Origin of the sequence: Tateyamaria armeniaca (genome assembly GCF_045797845.1) — a bacterium.
Taxonomy (GTDB): Bacteria; Pseudomonadota; Alphaproteobacteria; order Rhodobacterales; family Rhodobacteraceae; genus Tateyamaria; species Tateyamaria armeniaca.
This window is the reverse complement of the sequence record NZ_JBHDIY010000002.1, coordinates 2,592,451-2,608,510: the sequence shown is the minus strand read 5'-3', so window position 1 is coordinate 2,608,510 and position 16,060 is coordinate 2,592,451. Positions and strand designations below refer to the sequence as shown.

At 62.4% G+C, this 16,060-nt stretch carries 22 protein-coding genes and 1 pseudogene; 14 read left to right on the top strand and 9 right to left on the bottom strand.

Features of this window, described 5'->3' with window-relative positions; genetic code table 11:
- Nucleotides 1-31: 31 nt before the first annotated feature.
- The 4 genes from ACERZ8_RS13175 to ACERZ8_RS13160 form a co-directional block, all read right to left on the bottom strand.
- On the bottom strand, nucleotides 32-178 hold the full coding sequence (locus ACERZ8_RS13175; RefSeq protein ID WP_407592632.1) for a DUF2256 domain-containing protein: 147 nt from the start codon (nucleotides 176-178) through the stop codon (nucleotides 32-34).
- 1 nt (nucleotide 179) lies between these two features.
- Nucleotides 180-1,076 carry an FAD-binding domain-containing protein gene (locus ACERZ8_RS13170; RefSeq protein WP_407592631.1) on the bottom strand — a complete coding sequence of 299 codons (897 nt, stop codon included), beginning with the start codon at nucleotides 1,074-1,076 and terminating at the stop codon, nucleotides 180-182.
- Nucleotides 1,061-1,690, bottom strand: coding sequence for a deoxyribodipyrimidine photo-lyase (locus tag ACERZ8_RS13165; protein ID WP_407592630.1), 630 nt, complete (start codon nucleotides 1,688-1,690; stop codon nucleotides 1,061-1,063). The genes ACERZ8_RS13170 and ACERZ8_RS13165 overlap by 16 nt, the downstream gene beginning before the upstream one ends.
- Before the next feature lie 205 nt (nucleotides 1,691-1,895).
- Entirely contained in the window at nucleotides 1,896-2,087 is a 192-nt protein-coding gene (locus ACERZ8_RS13160; protein WP_407592629.1) for a hypothetical protein, read from the bottom strand.
- A 190-nt stretch (nucleotides 2,088-2,277) separates the two neighbouring features.
- Between ACERZ8_RS13160 and pepN the strand changes: the two are divergent.
- The 5 genes and pseudogenes from pepN to ACERZ8_RS13135 all read left to right on the top strand — a co-directional run bounded on the left by pepN (nucleotide 2,278) and on the right by ACERZ8_RS13135 (nucleotide 6,618).
- Nucleotides 2,278-4,822 (top strand): annotated as a pseudogene (gene pepN, locus ACERZ8_RS13155) (aminopeptidase N).
- A gap of 252 nt (nucleotides 4,823-5,074) precedes the next feature.
- Entirely contained in the window at nucleotides 5,075-5,416 is a 342-nt protein-coding gene (locus tag ACERZ8_RS13150) for a DUF1993 family protein (protein ID WP_407592628.1), read from the top strand.
- A gap of 20 nt (nucleotides 5,417-5,436) precedes the next feature.
- A complete protein-coding gene (locus ACERZ8_RS13145) occupies nucleotides 5,437-6,072 on the top strand; it encodes an SDR family NAD(P)-dependent oxidoreductase (RefSeq protein ID WP_407592627.1) in 636 nt (211 codons plus the stop codon).
- Entirely contained in the window at nucleotides 6,069-6,179 is a 111-nt protein-coding gene (locus ACERZ8_RS13140) for an SDR family oxidoreductase (RefSeq protein WP_407592626.1), read from the top strand. Before ACERZ8_RS13145 ends, ACERZ8_RS13140 begins: the two co-directional genes overlap by 4 nt.
- 7 nt (nucleotides 6,180-6,186) lie before the next feature.
- Complete coding sequence (locus ACERZ8_RS13135; protein ID WP_407592625.1) at nucleotides 6,187-6,618, top strand: hypothetical protein; 432 nt, start codon at nucleotides 6,187-6,189, stop codon at nucleotides 6,616-6,618.
- A gap of 82 nt (nucleotides 6,619-6,700) precedes the next feature.
- Here the strand turns inward: ACERZ8_RS13135 and ACERZ8_RS13130 are convergent, their stop codons facing one another.
- Complete coding sequence (locus ACERZ8_RS13130) at nucleotides 6,701-6,946, bottom strand: hypothetical protein (protein ID WP_407592624.1); 246 nt, start codon at nucleotides 6,944-6,946, stop codon at nucleotides 6,701-6,703.
- Here ACERZ8_RS13130 and ACERZ8_RS13125 point away from each other — a divergent pair.
- Nucleotides 6,830-7,504 (top strand): alpha/beta fold hydrolase, encoded by a 675-nt coding sequence (locus ACERZ8_RS13125; protein ID WP_407594267.1) that lies wholly within the window; start codon nucleotides 6,830-6,832, stop codon nucleotides 7,502-7,504. The genes ACERZ8_RS13130 and ACERZ8_RS13125 overlap by 117 nt on opposite strands.
- A 29-nt stretch (nucleotides 7,505-7,533) precedes the next feature.
- Here ACERZ8_RS13125 and ACERZ8_RS13120 read toward each other — a convergent pair whose 3' ends face one another.
- Nucleotides 7,534-8,295 carry a transglycosylase SLT domain-containing protein gene (locus tag ACERZ8_RS13120; RefSeq protein ID WP_407592623.1) on the bottom strand — a complete coding sequence of 254 codons (762 nt, stop codon included), beginning with the start codon at nucleotides 8,293-8,295 and terminating at the stop codon, nucleotides 7,534-7,536.
- A gap of 203 nt (nucleotides 8,296-8,498) precedes the next feature.
- Here ACERZ8_RS13120 and ACERZ8_RS13115 point away from each other — a divergent pair, with 203 nt between their 5' ends.
- The 5 genes from ACERZ8_RS13115 to ACERZ8_RS13095 all read left to right on the top strand — a co-directional run bounded on the left by ACERZ8_RS13115 (nucleotide 8,499) and on the right by ACERZ8_RS13095 (nucleotide 11,198).
- Entirely contained in the window at nucleotides 8,499-9,290 is a 792-nt protein-coding gene (locus ACERZ8_RS13115; RefSeq protein WP_407592622.1) for a hypothetical protein, read from the top strand.
- Nucleotides 9,262-9,795 carry a hypothetical protein gene (locus ACERZ8_RS13110; protein WP_407592621.1) on the top strand — a complete coding sequence of 178 codons (534 nt, stop codon included), beginning with the start codon at nucleotides 9,262-9,264 and terminating at the stop codon, nucleotides 9,793-9,795. Before ACERZ8_RS13115 ends, ACERZ8_RS13110 begins: the two co-directional genes overlap by 29 nt.
- 203 nt (nucleotides 9,796-9,998) lie before the next feature.
- A complete protein-coding gene (locus ACERZ8_RS13105; protein ID WP_407592620.1) occupies nucleotides 9,999-10,244 on the top strand; it encodes a hypothetical protein in 246 nt (81 codons plus the stop codon).
- Nucleotides 10,241-10,714 (top strand): hypothetical protein, encoded by a 474-nt coding sequence (locus ACERZ8_RS13100; RefSeq protein WP_407592619.1) that lies wholly within the window; start codon nucleotides 10,241-10,243, stop codon nucleotides 10,712-10,714. The genes ACERZ8_RS13105 and ACERZ8_RS13100 overlap by 4 nt, the downstream gene beginning before the upstream one ends.
- A 16-nt stretch (nucleotides 10,715-10,730) precedes the next feature.
- Nucleotides 10,731-11,198 carry a hypothetical protein gene (locus ACERZ8_RS13095; RefSeq protein WP_407592618.1) on the top strand — a complete coding sequence of 156 codons (468 nt, stop codon included), beginning with the start codon at nucleotides 10,731-10,733 and terminating at the stop codon, nucleotides 11,196-11,198.
- Nucleotides 11,199-11,206: 8 nt separating this feature from the next.
- On the opposite strand, the gene ACERZ8_RS13090 is transcribed toward ACERZ8_RS13095, so the two are convergent.
- Nucleotides 11,207-11,689: a hypothetical protein gene (locus ACERZ8_RS13090; RefSeq protein WP_407592617.1), complete on the bottom strand. Its 483-nt coding sequence runs from the start codon at nucleotides 11,687-11,689 to the stop codon at nucleotides 11,207-11,209.
- Between the two features lie 119 nt (nucleotides 11,690-11,808).
- Between ACERZ8_RS13090 and gatB the strand changes: the two genes are divergently transcribed.
- Nucleotides 11,809-13,332, top strand: coding sequence for an Asp-tRNA(Asn)/Glu-tRNA(Gln) amidotransferase subunit GatB (gene gatB, locus ACERZ8_RS13085; protein WP_407592616.1), 1,524 nt, complete (start codon nucleotides 11,809-11,811; stop codon nucleotides 13,330-13,332).
- A gap of 80 nt (nucleotides 13,333-13,412) precedes the next feature.
- On the opposite strand, the gene ACERZ8_RS13080 is transcribed toward gatB, so the two are convergent.
- Nucleotides 13,413-14,603, bottom strand: coding sequence for a class I SAM-dependent methyltransferase (locus tag ACERZ8_RS13080; RefSeq protein WP_407592615.1), 1,191 nt, complete (start codon nucleotides 14,601-14,603; stop codon nucleotides 13,413-13,415).
- A 133-nt stretch (nucleotides 14,604-14,736) separates the two neighbouring features.
- Here ACERZ8_RS13080 and ACERZ8_RS13075 point away from each other — a divergent pair, with 133 nt between their 5' ends.
- On the top strand, nucleotides 14,737-15,210 hold the full coding sequence (locus tag ACERZ8_RS13075) for a thioesterase family protein (protein ID WP_407592614.1): 474 nt from the start codon (nucleotides 14,737-14,739) through the stop codon (nucleotides 15,208-15,210).
- Between the two features lie 365 nt (nucleotides 15,211-15,575).
- Complete coding sequence (locus ACERZ8_RS13070; protein ID WP_407592613.1) at nucleotides 15,576-15,770, top strand: hypothetical protein; 195 nt, start codon at nucleotides 15,576-15,578, stop codon at nucleotides 15,768-15,770.
- Nucleotides 15,771-15,779: 9 nt separating this feature from the next.
- Here ACERZ8_RS13070 and ACERZ8_RS13065 read toward each other — a convergent pair whose 3' ends face one another.
- Complete coding sequence (locus ACERZ8_RS13065) at nucleotides 15,780-16,037, bottom strand: BolA family protein (RefSeq protein WP_407592612.1); 258 nt, start codon at nucleotides 16,035-16,037, stop codon at nucleotides 15,780-15,782.
- Nucleotides 16,038-16,060 lie beyond the last annotated feature (23 nt).

The window sequence follows — 16,060 nt, the reverse complement described above, 5'->3', positions numbered from 1 at the left end:
CACCTGAGCGGCGCGTTTCACCTACATCCGCTCACCCGCGCGCCGCGCGGCGGCACCGCGCAGAGCAGTATTTGACCTCGTCCCAGACCTTTTCCCACTTCTTGCGCCACGTGAACGGGCGGGCGCAGACCGGGCACATCTTTTCCGGCAGATCGGACTTTTTGCGCATACGCCCCATGTCAGAAATCAAACCCCGCCTGCCGGTCATCCACCGCGCGTGCCTTGCGCCGTTTCGGGGCGCGGTCATTCACGAAGTGGCCCGCGCTGTCCTTGCGGCTGGCATGCTTGTCGATCACCGCGCGCGCCTCGCTGCGAAAGGCATCGCCCCTACGCACGGCCCACACCCGTTCGCGCGCGCGACGTGCCGCATCAGCCACATCGACGATGGGTTCGGGATATGTGCGCCCCAACAGCGATCCGGCCCCCTCCCAGCTCCACGGGCTTTGCAGATGCGTATCCGGCACCTGCGCCAGCTCCGGACACCAGCGCCGGGTAAAGGCGGCCGTCGGGTCCTGATCCCTGCCCTGTTTCACCGGGTTATAAATGCGCACCGTGTTCATGCCTGTCGTGCCCGACTGCATCTGAACCTGCGGCCAGTGAATGCCAGGTTCGAAATCCGTGAACTGCCGCGCCAGATGCAGCCCGGTACTGCGCCAGTCGAGCCAGAGGTGATAAGAGGCGACCGCCATCAGCATCGAGCGCATGCGAAAATTCATCCAGCCTGTTGCCGCCAGATAGCGCACACAGGCATCGACGAAGGGTATGCCCGTCTCTCCGGTCTGCCACGCCGCCAGCCGTGCTGCATCCGGGACAGCGGGGCGCAGCCCCTCATAGGCCGAGTGCATACAGTGAAATTCGAGGCGCGGCTCATCCTCCAGCTTTTGGGTGAAATGATCGCGCCACGCGAGGCGCGCCTGAAAGGATTTGAGCGACCCGCCCCAGCCTGCGCGCGTGCCCTTGACCTCGCGCTGGCGATCCGCCGTGGCCCGCGACACTTCACGCACCGACAAACAGCCGAACGCAAGATAAGGGGACAGGCGCGAACAGGCGATCTCTCCGGTCACGGGCGAGGACATGTCGCGCCGATAGGTTTGCCCTCGGGTGTTGAGAAAACTGTCGAGCAGATCCAGCCCCGCACCTCGCCCGCCGATTTGACGCTCAGGGCAAGGATCGTGGGGGTCAGATCATCAGGCACCGGGTCACTGGCGAGGGTTGGGCCGCTCAGAGCCTCGGGCACATCGCACGGTGCGCGGCGCAGGAACGCGTTGCGTTGCTTCGCCCATCCGTCACGTCCGTTCAATCGGCGCACAACGCCCGATTGCGCCAGTTCCTGCCACATCACCCCGTTGGCCCGACACCATTCAGCGACATCACGGTCACGAGCGTAGGTCCAATCGCCGCCCGTCTCTTCATGGCTGATCAGGGTGACGACATTTGGCAAGCTGTCGAGCACATCTGTGATCCGACCCACGCGCACCACCAGCGGCGCACCCAATGCGGCCAAGGCATCAGACAGCTCTGCCACGCTTTCCTTCACAAAGGCACATTGGCGCCCGGAGACATCCGGTTGCGCCCAATAATCCGGCTCAAACACATAAAGCGGCACAACGTCCCCAAGCACCGCCGCGCGCGCCAGTGCCGCATGATCGCCGACGCGCAGATCGCGTTTGAACCAAAGAACCGTTGTCATGAGTGAGGAGGTAAGTGCGGTCGCTCAACAGTCAAAAAGAGACGTGCGTTACAGGTTGAGAAACGGGTGAATACCGCCACGCCGCCGACATACTTTATCGCGAACAGAAAAAGGCCGGACCAAATGGTCCAGCCTTCACGATAACTTCGAATCTGATCGGCGTGCTGCATCCTGCCATCATCCGGCGCAGCAAAAGCCAAACGCCTTACTCAGACACCATCGGCATGGATTCGTCGGCAGGCTCACCGCTGCTCGCCTCGTCGATACCCGGTCCAAACCCGAAATTGGCCAAGGCAACGATCACCACGATCACCGAAATGACCGCGACACCGATCCCGACCAAGGCCGGGCGATGGCGTTTGGTCTGCTTTTCAATACTTGTGTCGGTCGACGACATATCAGTTCCTTTCCGTTCGGCCTTGCCCTCTCCGCACGCGGATCGAACAGACCGTATTTCCTGCGCCGGGCGGCCAGATGCGCGCCCTGTTGCGCCCCTTGCCCACGAAACGCGGACATCGCTTGAAGCGTGCGGGTCACACCACTAACGTGACGACAGCACAAAAGTTCCCACAAAAGGTTGCCGGTACATGCGCGATGCGTCTCCCCAAACGATTTACCTCAAGGATTACGCGCCGTTCGGCTTTGACGTGCAGGATGTGCACCTGACCTTTGATCTGGCCCCGTCCGCCACGCGGGTGACGTCGCGCATCCGCTTTGTGCCGGACAAATCCGTCACGAACGGCAGCTTTTTCCTGCATGGCGAGGACCTGACCCTGATCTCTGCCAAGATCGACGGCGAGGCGATCAAGCCGACCCTCACCGATCAGGGGCTGACCTGTGACGTACCGGACATGGCCTTCACTTTTGAGGCCGAGGTTCAGATCGATCCAGAGGCAAACACAGCGCTTGAGGGGCTGTATTTGTCCAACGGAATGTATTGCACCCAGTGCGAGGCCGAGGGCTTTCGCAAGATCACCTACTACCCCGACCGCCCAGACGTCATGAGCACATTCACCGTGCGCATCAACGGCCCGCACGGCACACTCCTATCCAACGGCAACCCGGTTGCGGCGGGCGATGGCTGGGCCGAATGGCATGATCCGTGGCCCAAGCCCGCCTATCTGTTCGCATTGGTGGCAGGCGAACTCATCGCCCATCGCGACAGCTTCACCACGATAGAGGGGCGCAAGGTCGACCTGGCCCTCTATGTCCGCCCGGGTGACGAGGGCAAATGCGCCTTTGGGATGCAGGCGCTCAAGGATCTCGATGAAATGGGACGAAGACATCTATGGCCGCGCCTACGACCTCGATGTGTTCAACATCGTAGCCGTGGACGATTTCAACATGGGCGCGATGGAAAACAAGGGGCTGAACATCTTCAACGCCTCCGCCGTGCTCGCCTCGCCCGAAACCTCGACCGACGGCAATTTCGAGCGGATCGAGGCGATCATCGCGCACGAGTATTTCCACAACTGGACGGGCAACCGGATCACCTGCCGCGACTGGTTCCAGCTGTGTCTGAAAGAAGGGCTGACCGTCTTCCGCGACAGCCAGTTCACCGCCGACATGCGCTCTGAACCGGTCAAGCGGATCAGCGACGTGATCGATTTGCGTGCGCGCCAGTTCCCCGAAGATCAAGGTCCGCTCGCGCACCCGGTGCGCCCCGAAAGCTTTCAGGAGATCAACAACTTTTACACCGCAACCGTCTATGAAAAAGGGGCCGAAGTCATCGCGATGCTCAAGACGCTTGTCGGTGATGCGGCTTATTCAAAGGCACTCGATCTCTACTTCGATCGGCACGACGGACAGGCCTGCACGATCGAGGATTGGCTGGGCGTGTTTCAGGATGCCACGGGCCGCGATCTGACCCAGTTCAAGCGTTGGTACGGGCAGGCCGGTACGCCACACGTCAAGGCAAGTGATGGCTTTGAGGCGGGCACATACACGCTTGAGTTTACTCAGAACACACCGCCCTCGGCCACAACGCCTGACCCGCAGCCACTGGTCATTCCCATCGCCGTGGGCCTGCTGGCTCAGGACGGGTCCGAAGTGATGCCAACGCAGATACTGGAGCTTGATCAGGCCAGCCAGACATTCACTTTCCCCGGGCTGGACGCCAAACCGGTACCGTCGATCCTGCGCGGCTTTTCCGCACCCGTGGTGCTTGAACACGACGCGGATCACGCCTTCCTGCTGGCCCACGACACGGACCCGTTCAACCGGTGGGAGGCCGGGCGCAGCCTTGCCCGCGCCTCGCTGATGGACACGATACTCAATGGCGCGGCACCTGACCCCGCGTGGATCAATGGCGTTGCCAAAGTGCTCTCCGACGATGCGCTGGACCCTGCCTACAAGGCGCTGATGGTCGGCCTGCCCGGCCAGTCGGAACTCGCAGCCGAAATGCAGCGCGCCGGACATATCCCCGACCCGGACGCGATCTGGGTCGCTGTAAACACGCTGAAACAGGCGCTGTCCGATCAGATCCGCGATGATCTGCCCGCGCTTTATGCCGCCCATCAGGTCACGGCACCCTATTCCCCCGATGCCACGCAATCCGGCATGCGCGCCTTTGGCAATGCGCTGCTGTCGCTGCTGACCCGTCAGGACGGCGGCGATCAGGCGCAGGCGCAGTATGACGCGGCGGACAACATGACCCAGCAACTCAGCGCGCTGGCCAACCTGATCCGCGCCGGGCGCGGCGACGCCGCCCTGTCCCGGTTCGAGGCGCAGTGGAAAGACGACCGCCTTGTCATGGACAAATGGTTCGGCCTGCAGGTGATTGAGGCCAAGCCCGACGATGCCGCCGACACCGCCAAGGCGCTGACCCGGCACAAGGGGTTCAACTGGAAAAACCCCAACCGCTTCCGCGCCACCCTCGGCGCACTTGCCGCGCATCACGCAGGTTTTCATGCCAAGGACGGGTCGGGTTATACCTTGCTGGCCGACTGGCTGATCACGCTCGATCCCGTGAACCCGCAGACCACCGCGCGCATGTGTGCTGCCTTCCAGACATGGCGGCGCTATGACGCCATCCGCCAATCGATGATCCGCAAGGAACTTGAGCGGATCGCGGCAACACCGGGCCTCAGCAGGGATACCACCGAAATGATCACACGCATCCGCGAGGCCTGAGGACCACCCACAATCAGGGCTTCATCTCGCCCGATAAACTCCGGGGAGTGTGAGGGGCTGGCCCCTCGCTCCCGCACCCGACAAAAGGCACCTGCACTTGACCCTTTTTGACGCCACCGTCCCACCGCTCAAACGGCTGACCAAGGCCGTCCCGCGCCTGATCGCCTGCCTTGACGACGCCGCCCCCCTGTCCGCGCGCCTTGCACCGGACGGGTTCACGGGGGCGAACATTTCTGCTGCGCGCTCGGGTTCGTGGCGCGCACGGTGCTGCCGCTTGTGGGGCGCGACATTCCCGACCTGCCCTTTGACGACGACCCGGGCCTGATCGTCGCACTGGCCGAAGACATGACGTTTCTGCTCGATACTGTGAAACGGTCCGATTTCGATGATGCGGCCCATCGCGAGATCACCGATATTGCGGGCGAGGCGACGATCACCCAGAACGGACAGGATTATGCCCTGCTGTTCGGCCTGCCCAATGCGCAGTTTCACCTGACCCTCGGCTATGCCACCCTGCGCCACACGGGCGCTGCAGTGGGCAAAGGCGATCTGGATGGCTATCACATCTACACCACGCCACAGACACAACACTGAATTCAAAAGGCATCACCGACATGACCCAACGCCCCATCTGCCTGATCACAGGTGCCTCCACAGGAATCGGCGCGGCCTGCGCGCGCCTGGGTGCCAACACATATGATTTCGTGCTGAACTACCGCAGCAACACCGATGCGGCAGAAACGGTCAAGGCGGATATCGAGGCCGCAGGCGGGCGGGCGGTGCTTGCTCAGGGTGACGTCGCTGATCCCGGTGACATCGCAGCCATCTACAAGACGGTCGATGACAGCTTTGGCCGCCTCGATGTGCTGATCAACAATGCAGGCATCGTCGATCAATCCGCCAGACTGACCGACATCGATCACGCGCGCCTGACCCGGATGATGAATGTCAACGTGATCGGCGCCATGCTGGTCGCGAAAGAGGCGGTGATCCGCATGCAGGATCAGGGCGACGGCGGCGCGATCATCAACATCTCCTCCGCCGCCGCGCGACCTGGATCAGGCAATCAATATGTCGACTACGCCGCGTCCAAAGCCGCGATTGACTGTTTCACCAAGGGGCTGTCGGATGAGGTGGCGGGCGACAATATCCGTGTGATGTCGATCCGCCCCGGCCTGATCGACACCGCCATCCATGCCAAGGGGGCCAGCCCGGTCGCGCCCAGCGCCTTGCGCACATGGTTCCGATGAAACGCGAAGGCTCGGCCGAGGAAGTCGCCCGCGCCATCCTCTGGCTGGCCTCGCCCGAGGCAAGCTATGTCACAGGCTCCACACTGGATGTCACCGGCGGGCGTTGAGCGGGACATGACGCCATATGCCTTCGAGACCAGCGGCAGAAACCGCAAAACGCTGATCGCGTTGCTCGGGGTCTGGGCGGCGATCATCGCGGCGGTGGTGTTTATTGACGCCTCTCGTTGGCTTGCGGGGCTGATCGGCCTGTGCACGGCCCCTGCCCTTTACGATCTGATCGCCGCGCGCCGCGCTGGCGTGCGGCTGGCCTCCGACGGGCTGCACTGGTTTGCGGGCAAACGCACCGGACAGATCACATGGGACAAGATCAGCCACATGCGCCTTGACACCCGCCTCGACTTTTCGGTGCGCGCCAGTGCCGTGCTGGTTACGGGCCGCAAGGTGCGCCTGCCGCTCGAAAGCACCCCGGATGCAGAGACATTCGAACAGGAACTCACCGCGCGCGGCATCAAGGTCAAACGCCATCACTTTTCTCTTGTCGGATGAGGCATATCGCGGCCTTCCTGCTGATGGGCCTGCTTGCGGCCTGCGCTGTGCCACAGCAACCGGATGCATCTGACCCCCTGCTCTATGACGAACGGGCGATGGCGCGCGCCAGCAGTGCGGTGATCGGCATCCCCGGCGCGTTGACCTCGATCCGCGTGCTCTCCCGCTCGGTGCTGTTGCGACGCGCCAGCGCGCCGTCGCCTACTACCGCCTGCCGGGATATGACGGTCGCCCCGAGGCCGAGTGGGTCGATATCGACCGCGCAGCAAAGCGCATCGCGACGCTGGTGCAGCAGCAGCGGCTCGACCGGGTCGACCTCGTCGGCCATTCAACCGGGGCCGTGATCGCAGTTGAGGCGGCCAAGGCCATTCGCCAGACCACGCCTGAAACGGACGTACGTGTGCACGCCATCTCGACGGCCCTGCCCGCGCCGCAACCGCTGCTGGCCGGGATGCGCGGGGCGGCGGGGACTGTGGCGGCGGCCGCGCGCTCGGGCAGCCTCAAGCCGCGCACTGTCTGGCTGGAATACTACCGCCGCCTCGCCTACGGCCCGGATGCCGAAACCGATCCGCAAGTGGCGCAGGCCGCCGACGCTCTGGTGGCGGCCAATGATGATCGGATCACCTTGCCGAGCCGCGGCCTCGGGCGGCGGCACACCCGCGATCTCCGGCAATGGCAGAACCGCAACGCTGCGGCTCTGACAGGCGCGCAGCTTGACTACTATCACGGTGCGGTCGATCCGGTCTTTCCTCCCCGCATCACAGCGCGGTTCGTGAACACCCTGCCGGGTGCAGACCTGCATCTGATCGAGGGGCATGGTCATCTGCTGCTGCTGACCTATCCAGAAGTCTGGGATCAAATCACCGCCAGCATCGCTGCGCCCTGATCAAAGCGGCCTTGACCGCGACGAAGGCCTCAGTCTGCGGCGATCCGAACAGGGCGCAATGCGGGGCGCGTTGTGGCAACCGGCATGCAATAGCGCTGGCGCTTGAGCCACCCAGCCATGTCGGCCCGCTTGGCGCGTGATCGCATCGGCCCCCAGTCCGCAGCCACGCCGCGCCCGCCGGGTGCATAGATCACACCGTCGCGGGGGACAGTTTCGGCCATGATGCGCACGGCACAGCTCAGGTTCGCCGCCCCGTTCTTGAGGGCGGCACCGGTGCCCACATTGCACTGATAGCCGCGTGCCGTGGCCGGAAGGATCTGCAAAAGCCCGTACCAGCGCCCGCCACCACCGACCGCCGTGGGCCTGTAGGTGCTTTCATACTTGGCCAGCGCCGACATGAACCCAAGCCAGAAGGCGCGGCGCTGCGCCTGCGTCGCATCCGGGTAAAGGGGGCACCACGACCCGATGTCGCCGGGCACCATGTCGACCAAAGCACTGCCATGGGTTTTCAGGGCGCTCAACGCGGCCCGGTTCCACACCATATGTCCGGGCTGATGGGTCCAGCGGGTGGCGGACACATTGCGCTCGCGCATCTGGGGGCGGACCACCGCGATGGCCGGGTCTGGCACGGAAGTGCTTGTTTCTACGTCAGATTGTATCGCCGGAACGGGCGCCGTCACGGTTTGCGCATCGGCGTGCGCACTGATCGGCAGGATCAGCGTCGCCGCTGCCGCACAGATCATCCAAAGGGGGCCATTCCAAAACATGCCGCGCAGTATGCGCGTGCCCATCGTCACCTGTCCAGCGCCGGGCGTTTTCAGGCGGATTCTGACCGAAACCGCGCAACAATCCACCGAAAAAGGCAGGATTGTAGAAACCCACCCCAAAACCTGCTCGAAATCATCACCAAAGCTGCCCGAACATGTCCCGCCCCTGCCCCGTTTGTGACCCAATCTGCTGGCATCTGTTTCCCGGTAATCAGTTTGGAAGTATCATGGCCCTGGCAGAACGTATTTTTGCGCCGATCGCGCATATCCGCGGGAAATTCAAACCCCAAAAGATGGAGATGGCGCATGATGGTGTGATGCAGCCGTTGAAAGCGCCGCAGCCGATCCGGCACACGGCCAGCCAGTCGCCTCCGAACAACCTGACGATCCCCTGTCCTGATCCCACCGCCGAAGAACGCGCACGCGACGTGCATCAGATGCGCGGCCAGAAACTGGCCCGCCTTGAGGATTGGGAAAAGCTGACCGATGAAATCGTGCAGGCCGATGCAGGGCGGGTGAAGACGCCGGGCGGTATGCCCGTGGCCGAAATCCTCGCCTTCGGGGCGCGCAACGATGTGGTCAGCGCCGCCGAACACGCCCTGATGAATGGGCGTCCCGCGCATGACGCGCCCTTGATGGCCGGGATCGAGGCGCTGGAACATGTGCTGTCCGAACATCCCGAAAACCCCATTCTTGCGTCCATTGTCGCTCTGGCCCATGTCGATCTTGGCTGGGCCTGGCGCGGCACGGCGTGGAAGATCGATGTGCCAGCCCGCAACCTCGAAGCGTTCAGCGCGCATTTCGACCGGGCCGCCAGCATTCTGTCGGATTTTGACGCCGCCGCACTCGATCTCGCCGCTGGTCGCGGCGGCGCAATGTGCGCTGTGCGCCGGGCGCACCGAAACCACGCGCCAGGTCGCGCGCCGTTTCGAAACCTGGATCGAACTCGATCCCAAGAACGCACAGGCCTACCGCACCTTTGGTGCCCAGATGCTCCCGCGCTGGAACGGCACCTATGACCAGCTTGAGCTTGAGGCCCGCCGCACCGCCGGGCGCACCTACGACATCTGGGGCGCCGGGGGCTATGCGTGGACCATGTTCGACGCCATTTCGAGCGACGTGACCGCCTGTGCGCAGGTTGATCTGACGTTTTTCCAGGAGGGGCTGCGCGATGTCCTGCGTCATTCAAATGACCAGCACACCGTCAACCTGTTGCTGGCCTATTGCGCCAACACGATGGGGGCCACGCAAACCGGCAATGACGAGGCCGATTACGTCCGCGCCCAGATCGCCGAAACTGCGCAGTGGATCGTGCTGGAGCATCTGGTTGAACTGCACCCGATGCTGTGGGCGCATGCCGCACGTGGGTTTGACAATGCGCTGCGCGTCCGCTCACCCAGCCGTTTTGCCGCCTCCGGCCATTCAGATGCGATGCATTTCCTGCGTGGCCTGTATCGTCGTGAATTGCATGATGGCAAGCGCGTTGTGTTCACCAAGACCGGGGCAGAAGTCCACGCGGCCTGAGGTTTGCAACTGAATTGGCTGACGTTCCCGGCGGCTTGGCCTTGCCCGAGAGTGCGCCCCAGCATCCGCTGTGATTTCATGGTCTTGTCCCGTTGCAGGCCCCGGACTTTGCCGCTACGCTGATCCCCGTAAAACGGGAATTTTGTATGCGTTTGTCAGTTCTGTGCCGCGGTTTATTCATCCTTGCATGCGCCGCATTTGCGATGCCGATATCCGGCGCGGCCCAGACTGTGATGCTTGGCCAATCCTACCCATCTGGCGCGATCTACATGATGGCCCCGGACGGGGATGACATTCAGTGGCCGGACACAATATCGCTGATGCCGCTACGCGACGATGCACAGGGCGCAGACGCAAGGCTTGACCGGATCGCACGCGACGTGCACCCCCTGCGGCCGAAAACGCACCCTCCGCCGGGGGGCGCTGCGGGCGGGAAGGTACGCCTGTGACCGATGAGACGTTGAATGTCTTTGACCCGGGCATGCCGGACAATTGTGACACCGATGATCGCCTTGGCCTGTACCGGGCTGAGGCGGGCGTGCCAGCCAGCGCCGTCCTGGGATGGACAGGCCCATTTGCGGGGCCACCCGACTTTTCACAGGCAGGTGCGTTGCGGGCCACCAGCGTAGAAGAAGCCGCCGAAGCCGATGCATATCGCGAGACATTCCGCGCACAGTACCAATCCGCCTTCGGCACCGCCTTTGATCCCGATCAAAGCCCGATCGGAGAGATCACAACGCTGGCCGATGCCCGCATTCTGGCCGATGTGCCGATCGAGGGCGGCGTGCTGCGCCTGTCTGAATGGGAGCGCATTTCCGTCGCCCAGCACATCTATCGTCATTTCGTTGTCGACGTGATCCGCGACGGCGAGGTGGTCCAGACATTTCAGTTCAGCCGTTTTCAAGGGTTCTTAGGGTAAGGGAAACACAGACAAGATGGGTATCAAAAGTGACGTACAGGCCGCCATCGCGACCTTCGAAAAGGAAAACCCCAAGCTGAAGGGCAAGGCGTACCTGACCTCTGGCAGCCGGACGTGGCAGGATCAGCTCGACATCATCCTGCAGCCCAAGCGGGCCAAGAACTACAAGAACATCAAGGCGCGCTTTCTTGCCAAATTCTCGCTCAAGGAACTGCCCAAGAAACGTGGCGACCTGACCAAGGACCAGTTGGCGTGGTGGAAAAAGGCGATCATGGCGCAGGCCGGAAAATCCCCCGGCTTTCCCCATGTGGGCGGCAAAGCGCAGGACGTTTCCGTCAAAAACCTGAGCAATGATGACAAGAAAAAGCTGTCAGCCATCATGAAAAAGGCCGGGATCAAGATCCTGTTTGAACAGGTGTCCGGATCGACGTCGAATTACGGCGTGTCGATCACCAAGGCCAACGTGTTTCACTGCTACAAATAGCGCGGACCTCAACGCAGCTTTCGCGCGGCACCTGACAAAAGCGCGCGCGAATAGACCTTATGTGCACCCAAAAGGCTGTGAAAGACCGGGCCAAGGGTCAGCGTTCCACCGCGCCCCGCGACCGGCACCACGACCGACCCAAAGCGCAGCGTGCCGGGTGCGACCTGCAGCCACGAACAGGTGCGCCCGCTTCTGTCCTTCAACAGAATCTCGTCGTCCTTGCGCCCCTCAACTTGCCAAACGGCAAAACGCGTGGCCTCTCCCGCCGCCAGTGCTGCCACATCTGCGTCCGTGGACGGTGCGCGCGCGGCCACCCGCAGCACCAGCCGTTCGGCGCGAAACAGGGGCTGCGTGTAAAACGCGGTGATAAAGGCCGAAAGCGGCACATCGCCTTCAAGGTGCGTTTCAAAACAGTCGGTGTAGTACGCGTCGCGCGTTGCGTACTCAGCAAGCAGGCTGCCTGCCGGTGGTGATGTTTCCTGAACGCTCATAACCCGGTCAGTTTGGCATAAGCTGAGCCGTTGCATAGGGGCGCAATGGTCGCGCCCCCTTGCAGCGCTGACAGGGCTGATCTATTCCCGCACCAGCGCTGTTAGACGGGAAGACACCCATGCTGGACCTGACCTACGAGACCCCCAAGATCAAAACCATTGCCGGTGCCAAACACGATTGGGAACTGGTGATCGGGATGGAGGTGCACGCCCAGATCAGCTCGAATGCGAAACTGTTTTCCGGGGCCTCAACCACCTTCGGGGCCGAACCCAATTCCAACGTCGCCTTCGTGGACGCGGCCATGCCCGGCATGTTGCCCGTGATCAACGAGTTTTGCGTCGAACAGGCGGTGCGCACGGGCCTTGGCCTCAAGGCAGCAATCAACCTGACTTCGGCCTTTGACCGCAAAAACTATTTCTACCCCGACCTGCCCCAAGGCTACCAGATTTCCCAGCTGTACCACCCCATCGTGGGCGAAGGCGAAGTGTTGGTGGAAATGGGTCCGGGCCCTGACCTTGGCAAAAAGCGTCTGGTGCGGATCGAGCGTATCCACATGGAACAGGACGCGGGCAAATCGATCCACGACATGGACCCGAACATGTCCTTTGTTGACCTGAACCGCACGGGCGTGGCGCTGATGGAGATCGTCTCCCGCCCTGACATCCGCGGCCCCGAAGAGGCGGCGGCCTACATCACCAAGCTGCGCCAGATCCTGCGTTACCTCGGCACTTGCGATGGCAACATGCAGAACGGCAACTTGCGTGCGGACGTGAACGTATCGATCTGCTTGCCGGGTCAGTACGAGAAGTATCAGGAAACGCAGGATTTCTCCCATCTCGGCACGCGCTGTGAAATCAAGAACATGAACTCAATGCGCTTTATCCAGCAGGCCATTGAGGTCGAGGCGCGCCGCCAGATCGCCATCGTCGAAGGTGGTGGGAAGGTCGATCAGGAGACCCGACTTTATGATCCGGACAAGGGCGAAACCCGCTCGATGCGCTCCAAGGAAGAGGCGCATGACTACCGCTATTTCCCCGATCCCGACCTGCTGCCGCTCGAGATTGAACAGGCATGGGTGGACGACATCGCCGCCAGCCTGCCAGAACTGCCCGACGCCAAAAAGGCGCGGTTCATGGGCGACTATGGCCTGACGGAATATGACGCGAGCGTTCTGACCGCCGAAGTCGACACCGCCGCCTATTTCGAGGCCGTGGCCGAGGAGCGCGATGGCAAGCAGGCCGCCAACTGGGTGATCAACGAACTCTTTGGCCGCCTGAAAAAGGACGACCGCGACATCACCGACAGCCCCGTTTCCCCTGCCCAACTGGGCGGGATCGTGGACCTGATTGCCAAGGGTGACATTTCGGGCAAGATCGCCAAGGACCTGTTCGAAATTATCTACTCCGAAGGCGGCGACCCGGCCCAGGTGGTCGAGGCGCGCGGCATGAAACAGGTCACGGACACCGGCGCCATCGAAGCGGCTGTGGACGAGATCATCGCCGCCAACCCCGCGCAGGTCGAAAAGGCGCGCGAGAACCCCAAGCTGGCGGGATGGTTCGTGGGTCAGGTGATGAAGGCGACGGGGGGCAAGGCCAATCCAAAAGCGGTAAATGAGTTGGTTTCGAAGAAACTGAACTCGTAAACAGTTTTTGGATTGAGTGCGCGGCAGAGTATCCCAAAGGGATGCGCGAGAGCGGCACCCGGTTCAGGTGAGGCGAAGGATCAAACGGCCAATATGCACGAATAGTGCATCATGCCCGAGCCACACAGCGCCGCCTCGACCTGCGCCCAGAGCGGCGCAAACCCGTCCTGCCCCCGCCCGATCTGTTCAAGGTCACGTCGCCCGTCCACCAGCGCAATGGCCCCGGCGGCGGCGCGCGGCACGTCAAAAGTGAACGCCTCGCCCGCCGTGTCGATGGTGATCTGCCCCGTCTCGGCGACATGCGCCGCCAACGCTTCGGGTGCGACGCCGCGCAGGTGCGGCACGGCATCCTTCTGCCCCAAGGGCGGTGCAACCACCTGCCCTGATTTGCGCGCATAGATCACATGGGTCTTAAACGTGCCGCGCAGATCTTCGGCCAGTTGCATCCGCTCCACACGATCCATCGCCGCAGGCAACTGACCCATCAGCGGTGTCGGATCATACAGCATCGGCTCGGGACTGCCTGCATAGTCAAGCCCCGCCACCTCCAGCGCCGCCAGCACTTCGGTGATGGTAAAGGGCCGGTCGCGCCCGTGCAGCAGCAGGTCGTAAAACCCCGCATCGCCCTGTTCGTGATCGACCAGTCGCGTGTTGCGCTTGAACGGATGCGCATCTGGCAAGGCGGCAAAGATGCGTTTGGCCTGCTTGAGGCGCTTTTCCGGGGCAAGCCCTTGAAACAGCGTCCCAAATGCGGCCTGCAAGGGATAGACGCCCGACCGCCCGTGCGGGGCATAGACCATGATGCCCATCCCGCCATCCGGGGCCAAAGCCCCCGCCAACGCGTCAAATCCGGCCTGTGGATTCTCCAGATGATGCAGCACGCCGCAGCAGTCGATGTAATCAAACAGGCCGTAATCGCCCGCATCCAGCAACGATCCCGTGACAAAGGTGATGCGGTCGAGCTTGCGCACTTTTGCACGCTTTTCGGCAATGCCGCGCGCCGCCACGGACATGTCCAGATAGGTGATGTCATAGGGCCGACCCGCATCCGTCAGCCGTTGTGCCAACTGGATCAGCGCATCCCCCGTGCCACCCCCCGCGACCAGCGCGCGCAAAGGTTGGGACCAGTCGCGCTCACCACCCCACAGCCAGTGATCCATTTCAACTGGCAGCGAGGGCGAGCCTGTGATCAACCGCTTGCGCTCATCGCTCGGTTTGCGCTCGGGATACGGATAGGCTTCGTATTGGGCCTGCACGGCGTCTTGCGTCATCTGCGGCGGTCCCTTCGCTGTTGGCGCGCAACCTAGCAGCACTGCGCGCGCGCGCAACGGCCTGTCGCCTTTCCAATTGCGCCAAGCTCGCCTAGCCTTCGACCATACCGGACACCCAAAGACAGGCCTGCCCATGACCGCCCCGTTTACATCCTCGATCATGACCGTGAAACCGGAATGGATCGACTATAACGGCCATCTGAACATGGCCTATTACAACGTCCTCTTCGATCAATGCGCCGACGAGGTTTACGAAATCATGGGCTTTGGCCCCGACTATCACGCACGCACGGGCAACACGACTTACGTGGCCGAATTTCACCTCGCCTATGTGCGCGAGTTGCATGTGAATGACCCGGTGCGGGTGACCTTTCAGTTGATCGATTTCGATTCCAAGCGGTTTCATTCGTATCAGGAAATCTGGCACGAGGACGGCTGGCTGGCCGCCACGGGCGAGGCGCTGACGCTGCATGTCGATCAATCGGGACCGCGTGTTGCGCCGATGCCCGACGATATTTTTGAAAAAGTTACGGCCCTGGGTGCCGGACATAGCAAACTGCCCCGCCCGCCCCGCGTCGGGGCCAGCATCGGCATCCGGCGGCGGTGAACCACGTGCCGCGCGTGGGCTTTTCACGGGCCTTTCGCCTCGCTATACGCGCACAAAGTATGAGAGAGGCAAGTTATGTCAGCGTGGGAATACAAAGTCGTCCCGGCCCCGACCAAGGGCGTCAAGGGGCGCGGCATCAAAGGACCCGAAGGGCGGTTTGCCAACGCGCTTGAGGGGTTGATGAACGAGATGGGGGCCAGCGGCTGGGAATATCAGCGCGCCGAAACCCTGCCTTCGGTCGAGCGTGCGGGCCTGACGGGCAGCACGACGGAATGGCGCAACATGCTGATCTTCCGCCGCGTGGTCGTGCAACCGATGGACGATTTCGAACCCGAACTGCTGCCACCCCCGTCGCCGAGGCCCCCGTGCAGGAAAAAGACGCTGAGCCTGAGCCTGTCGCGGCAACACCAGAGGTTGCAGAACAGCCCGTTGAACCGACCGACGCAGCGGACGATTCCGAGACACATGAAAAGACGGACGGCCCCAAGGACATCCTGGATGTCACGGCCTCGCTCAAGGGGCTGTCCGGACCCGGCAATAAAACGAAATCAGATGCTTAAAAGTCGCTCTTAAACGTCGAGGTCAAGCGCCAGGGCATGGATGCGACTGATCAGGTCCGCCCCCAATGCAGCATGCACCGACCTGTGACGTGATACGCGATTTTTCCCTTTGAATTCAGCGCTGCGCAGCATGACGTTAAAGTGACTTTCGCCTGCCGCCGGTGCCCCGGCGTGCCCTGCGTGACTGGCGCTGTCATCCACCACGACGATCTCGCGCGGTTCGAACGCAGCGCGCAACTTGTCTTCTATTTCCTGCCGCACTGACATTTTTTTCCCTGACCCCCTTCAAT

Excerpts from the sequence above, each read along its gene's own strand:
- ACERZ8_RS13120 (WP_407592623.1), bottom strand. The coding sequence starts at position 8,295 with ATGGGCACGCGCATACTGCGCGGCATGTTTTGGAATGGCCCCCTTTGG.
- ACERZ8_RS13095 (WP_407592618.1), top strand. The coding sequence starts at position 10,731 with ATGGGTATCAAAAGTGACGTACAGGCCGCCATCGCGACCTTCGAAAAG.
- ACERZ8_RS13130 (WP_407592624.1), bottom strand. The coding sequence starts at position 6,946 with ATGGCCGACGAGGTCGACCCGGTCGAGCCGCTGCTGCTGCACCAGCGT.
- ACERZ8_RS13160 (WP_407592629.1), bottom strand. The coding sequence starts at position 2,087 with ATGTCGTCGACCGACACAAGTATTGAAAAGCAGACCAAACGCCATCGC.
- ACERZ8_RS13075 (WP_407592614.1), top strand. The coding sequence starts at position 14,737 with ATGACCGCCCCGTTTACATCCTCGATCATGACCGTGAAACCGGAATGG.
- ACERZ8_RS13080 (WP_407592615.1), bottom strand. The coding sequence starts at position 14,603 with ATGACGCAAGACGCCGTGCAGGCCCAATACGAAGCCTATCCGTATCCC.
- ACERZ8_RS13105 (WP_407592620.1), top strand. The coding sequence starts at position 9,999 with ATGCCGATATCCGGCGCGGCCCAGACTGTGATGCTTGGCCAATCCTAC.
- ACERZ8_RS13145 (WP_407592627.1), top strand. The coding sequence starts at position 5,437 with ATGACCCAACGCCCCATCTGCCTGATCACAGGTGCCTCCACAGGAATC.
- ACERZ8_RS13175 (WP_407592632.1), bottom strand. The coding sequence starts at position 178 with ATGGGGCGTATGCGCAAAAAGTCCGATCTGCCGGAAAAGATGTGCCCG.
- ACERZ8_RS13065 (WP_407592612.1), bottom strand. The coding sequence starts at position 16,037 with ATGTCAGTGCGGCAGGAAATAGAAGACAAGTTGCGCGCTGCGTTCGAA.
- ACERZ8_RS13110 (WP_407592621.1), top strand. The coding sequence starts at position 9,262 with ATGCTCCCGCGCTGGAACGGCACCTATGACCAGCTTGAGCTTGAGGCC.
- ACERZ8_RS13135 (WP_407592625.1), top strand. The coding sequence starts at position 6,187 with ATGACGCCATATGCCTTCGAGACCAGCGGCAGAAACCGCAAAACGCTG.
- ACERZ8_RS13090 (WP_407592617.1), bottom strand. The coding sequence starts at position 11,689 with ATGAGCGTTCAGGAAACATCACCACCGGCAGGCAGCCTGCTTGCTGAG.
- ACERZ8_RS13165 (WP_407592630.1), bottom strand. The coding sequence starts at position 1,690 with ATGACAACGGTTCTTTGGTTCAAACGCGATCTGCGCGTCGGCGATCAT.
- ACERZ8_RS13115 (WP_407592622.1), top strand. The coding sequence starts at position 8,499 with ATGGCCCTGGCAGAACGTATTTTTGCGCCGATCGCGCATATCCGCGGG.
- gatB (WP_407592616.1), top strand. The coding sequence starts at position 11,809 with ATGCTGGACCTGACCTACGAGACCCCCAAGATCAAAACCATTGCCGGT.
- ACERZ8_RS13140 (WP_407592626.1), top strand. The coding sequence starts at position 6,069 with ATGAAACGCGAAGGCTCGGCCGAGGAAGTCGCCCGCGCCATCCTCTGG.
- ACERZ8_RS13170 (WP_407592631.1), bottom strand. The coding sequence starts at position 1,076 with ATGTCCTCGCCCGTGACCGGAGAGATCGCCTGTTCGCGCCTGTCCCCT.